1 pseudogene is annotated in these 478 nt (G+C 58.6%); it reads left to right on the plus strand.

Annotated elements, in window-relative coordinates:
• A pseudogene (locus QCE69_RS39385) lies at nucleotides 1-478 on the plus strand (type IV secretion protein Rhs); the annotation flags it as partial.

Genomic DNA, 478 nt, shown 5'->3' on the forward strand with positions numbered 1-478 from the left:
CGGCTGCATCGGCAGGGTGACATTGCACGATGCACAAGGCCAACGCTGGCCGCTGGTGCGCTATGAGCAGAATGCGCGCAGCGATCTGATCGCGGTCCATGATGCGCTCGATAAACCCTACCATTTCGGCTATGCCGGCGAGCACGTCATGGTGCGGCATACGGATCGCAACGGCTTGTCGTTCTATTACTCGCATCAATGGCATGACGACGGTCTGTGGCGCGTCGATCACGCATGGGGCGATGGTGGTCTTCATGACTATCGCTTCGACTATGACCTGACCTATCGCGAAACGCGTATTACCGATTCGCTGGGCGGACTCATGCGCCTGCAATGCGATCAACGCGGGTTGCCGGTCATGCTGATCGATCAGTTGGGCGGCATGTCCAGTTATCGCTATGACGGGCTGGGACGCACGGTTGCAGCAGTGGACCCTGCAGGAAACAGGACCACGTGGGAATACGATCTGTGCGGCAAT

The sequence above is a fragment of the Caballeronia sp. LZ032 genome, assembly GCF_031451315.1.
Taxonomy (GTDB): domain Bacteria; phylum Pseudomonadota; class Gammaproteobacteria; order Burkholderiales; family Burkholderiaceae; genus Caballeronia.